This window comes from Orenia marismortui DSM 5156 (genome assembly GCF_000379025.1).
In the GTDB taxonomy this organism is placed as follows: Bacteria; Bacillota; Halanaerobiia; order Halobacteroidales; family Halobacteroidaceae; genus Orenia; species Orenia marismortui.
This window is the reverse complement of the sequence record NZ_KB900625.1, coordinates 1-3,605: the sequence shown is the minus strand read 5'-3', so window position 1 is coordinate 3,605 and position 3,605 is coordinate 1. Positions and strand designations below refer to the sequence as shown.

Annotated in this window: 4 protein-coding genes; all 4 read right to left on the bottom strand. The window is 34.7% G+C overall.

The window, feature by feature from the left end; genetic code table 11:
* The coding region (locus OREMA_RS0116825) for an MBL fold metallo-hydrolase (protein WP_018250414.1) at positions 1-240 on the bottom strand (240 nt) is incomplete at its 3' end.
* On the bottom strand, positions 240-1,172 hold the full coding sequence (locus OREMA_RS0116820) for a RecT family recombinase (RefSeq protein ID WP_018249743.1): 933 nt from the start codon (positions 1,170-1,172) through the stop codon (positions 240-242). The genes OREMA_RS0116820 and OREMA_RS0116825, both read right to left, overlap by 1 nt.
* Positions 1,165-1,317 carry a hypothetical protein gene (locus OREMA_RS19005; protein ID WP_018250413.1) on the bottom strand — a complete coding sequence of 51 codons (153 nt, stop codon included), beginning with the start codon at positions 1,315-1,317 and terminating at the stop codon, positions 1,165-1,167. Before OREMA_RS19005 ends, OREMA_RS0116820 begins: the two co-directional genes overlap by 8 nt.
* The gene (locus OREMA_RS0116810) at positions 1,318-3,462 is read right to left on the bottom strand and encodes an ATP-binding protein (RefSeq protein WP_018250412.1); all 2,145 of its coding nucleotides are present in this window, start codon (positions 3,460-3,462) and stop codon (positions 1,318-1,320) included. It lies immediately after the preceding gene.
* Positions 3,463-3,605 lie beyond the last annotated feature (143 nt).

Sequence of the window (3,605 nt, the reverse complement as noted above, 5' to 3'; positions counted from 1 at the left end):
AAATGTACCCTTTGACATATAACAATCTATTCCAGCTCTAGCGACATCAACAGCTGCTTTAATATGATCGCCATGCTCGTGAGTAATCAAGCACCCTTCAACCTCTCCAAGCCTGAACTCTGTACCCTTTCTTATCTCTTTTATTGATATTCCACACTCCAGGAGCAAGGGAGTGCTACCATCAGTTATATAGTAGCAATTCCCCTTACTTCCAGAGGCTAGTGTAGTTATATCAATCATTAAAAATCTGGCTCCTCTGGCATATTTTTAACTTCTTCATCCGCTTTCTCTTTTATTTTCTTTGCTTCATCTAAATTTTTCATAGGACCAGAAACTAAAGTTGATTTTTCCTCTTGATCCTGTTCTTCAAGTTCAATATCAATCACTTGACTATTAGCATTCTCTTCAATCTCTTCTTGCACTTCCTGCTCTGCTTGAATATCTTCTGACATTTTAATCCCAGCTTCATTAGCTTTGGCAATGAGCAAGTTAACATCATCACTACTACGAATATAAGTCTTACAAGTTCTGTTGGTTACTGTCTTTTTACAAGCTTCCTCAGAAAATTTATTATGAAAACTGTCGCTGTTTTCATTTTTGTACATATTTCCTTGCTTCCAAGCCTGTTTCATCTGCTGTAAGGTCATAATTTCACTATAATCTGGCTTCTCTCCAGGAAACTCAATAGTCGCATAAGCTGCTATTATTTCACCATTTATTTTGTTTTCAAGAGAAGTTTTGTGGCTATGAATAACCGTTCTCCCTTTTATCTTTTCGTAATCTAATTCGTCACCCTTATAAACAACTGTAGCATTAACATCATCAGCCCCTGCCATGGATTTAACCATTCTTATATTACCTGGGTACTCTACTTGACAAGTTAATTTATTACCATACGCTACAAAACTGCATTGCTTTTTGCTCGGATTAAGTCCTTTTGTAACCATTTCTAACAAAGTGTTCATTATGCTATTTTGACTACATGCACTCAAAACTGGTTTTTTGTTTTTGGTTTTTGTATCCTGCAATTCCAACCACGCTGACCTCAGTGCATTAGCTGCTGAATAATCTTTAGGTAATACTAAATCTCCTTTTTGTTGCAAGTCCTGCACCCTACTAGAAACCTTATCCACAATCTTTTGACCTACTACTGCTAATTCATTATTACTCATTATCTAATTCCTCCTTAAGTTTATTTTTATGAATATCATATAAATCTTCTCCATCTACAAACTGGTGATAATCACCTTGCACACCCCAATACTTAGCATAAGTTCCTTTTACCCCATAAATCTCCCCAAACTTAAGTCTAACCATTTAAACCACCTCCTTCATTTGTTTCCATTTTACACCTAACTCTTTTATTAAATCGGCACTAAAGCTTTTTAACACTAATTCATCTTCTCCTAATTTAAATAGCCTTTCTATTGCTCCCTCGATTCCAAATAGCTTTATAAACTTATCTATATCCACCTCTCCCTCCTTGAGGGTAACTAATTCACTGACTCGCTCGTTAACGATTAAAGTCACTACTTGGCTCTTAGAATTAACTTTACCTCCTGGCTTTGTAAATTCGCTGATACTTTCAGTGTTATCAATAAAAACAGGTGCTTTAAATTTGTAATGTTCACTCAAAGTATTGATTATATCTAAACCAACTTTTATCTTAGCTGCACTATTAAGTGATGAGCCATAAGGCACTCCTCCAAATAACGTCTCGCAAGTTGGCTTAACTCCACCATTTACCTGCTCCTCGAATAACTTAAACTTGGCATATTTAAATTTAGAATTAACCTTCTTGTCCAACAGCTCAACCTTAGTCCTAATAAACTCTTCAACTAAGAATAATTCTCTTTCAAGCTTGCTAAACTCTTTGGCTAATTTTTTCTCTTGATCTGCAAGCTCCTGGATCCTCTCTTGGCCTTTTTCATACTGCTCGATTTGAGATAGCTTTCTTTCATTGGATTCGATCTCTTTTTCTAATAGATAGATCTGTTCTTTAACTTCATCTATAGACTGTGATTTATCTTCCTGGAGCTGTTTGATTTCCTCTTCAAGCTTCTCTTTTTCTTCTAGCTTAGATTGATAGTCTTCTGATTCAGTTACTGCTTTAGCTTTTGCTTTTAAATCGATAAGTTTAGCTTGAATCTTCTCTGCTTCTTCCTGGTACTTTTCAGCTTTAGATTCTAAATCTTTAATATCAGCTTTAAGATTTTCATTCTTTTCTGCTACAATCTCTTTATATTCAGCCTTGCTCTTGCCATCTGAATTTATTTCTGCTAGTTGATTAGACTTATCTAGATTGAATTCTTTGATTGCTTTCTCTCTAGTCTCTTCCAATTGCTCTTGAGGAACATCTTGCCCACATGTAGGACAAACATCTTCTTGCTCAAATTTTAGTTCTTTTTTATTAACCTCATGCCATTTAGTACGAAGTTTAGATATTTCTTTATCTATCTTCTCTATTCTCTGTTTGCCAGTCTTAATCTCTTGCTCTTTATCTTTAATACCAGAATTAACAGAACGATATTTATCCCTTAACTCTTCTAAAATTGCTCTATTCTGTTCGATCTCATCATCAAAACTACTTCTATGGTTGCTCTTAATCTCCATAAGTTCACATTGGAGTTCTGCAAGTTCCTTTTTCTTCTTAGCGATCTCACCTCCATTTTCAATATTGCTGATCTTCTTCTCTTTAGCAGACTTTCTCATTTTCAATCCTGTAATTTCATCATTAATCTCTTTTTTATCTAAATTAGAGATGTCTGGCATACCTAATTTTGTTTCATCAATACGAACAGGAATCTTATCTAATTCTTTATTAATCTTCTTGCGATTGGTTTCAATAATTTTTTTATGATCTTCAATCTTTTTTCCACCCAATATACTTTGAAGATCATCTAACCCCTCAGCAGCTGCAATCACTTCTTCACTATCTACATCACCAGCGATTTTAAATAATATTTTTCTCTGCTCTTTCCAATGCAATTCCTCGTTAAAATGAGCTGGATTAGTAAGTAATTTGAAAATATCTTCATCTACTATTTCATTAATTCGGGCATCATATTCACTCTTCTTAACTGGTACCTCATTCAAAAAGTAATCTGTAGTGTGACCAGTAAACTTCTTCTCTGCTGAACCCCTTTGCTTAGTCCACTTTTCATAATATGTCTTTCTAAGAGTTAACTTCTTTTCATTGATCTGTAGTACACCCTCAACCTCGTGCTCCAAACCATGAATTACATTCCCCTCTTCATCCAAAGTCTTTATATCAAATGACTGAGTTGAATTTCCTTGGCTGTCCTTATCAAATAACAGCCAGCTGAAAGCATCAAACAAACTAGTCTTACCTGTACCATTATCACCTAATATTTTAGTATTCTTTGAAAAATCTAAAATCTCAAAGTCTTTAATCCCTTTGAAATTTTTGAGTTTCAAACTGGCTAACCTAATCTCTTTCATTTTTCAGCCTCCTTATATTTAGTGCATCCGTATCCATTTAGTTCGCTGCCACAAAAAGGGCAATAATATATCGTACAACTTAAATCTTCTTCTGAATCAACTACCCAATCCCAACCGACTCTTACAAAGCTATTTTGCGCAAT

Excerpts from the sequence above, each read along its gene's own strand:
- OREMA_RS19005 (WP_018250413.1), bottom strand. The coding sequence starts at position 1,317 with ATGGTTAGACTTAAGTTTGGGGAGATTTATGGGGTAAAAGGAACTTAT.
- OREMA_RS0116810 (WP_018250412.1), bottom strand. The coding sequence starts at position 3,462 with ATGAAAGAGATTAGGTTAGCCAGTTTGAAACTCAAAAATTTCAAAGGG.
- OREMA_RS0116820 (WP_018249743.1), bottom strand. The coding sequence starts at position 1,172 with ATGAGTAATAATGAATTAGCAGTAGTAGGTCAAAAGATTGTGGATAAG.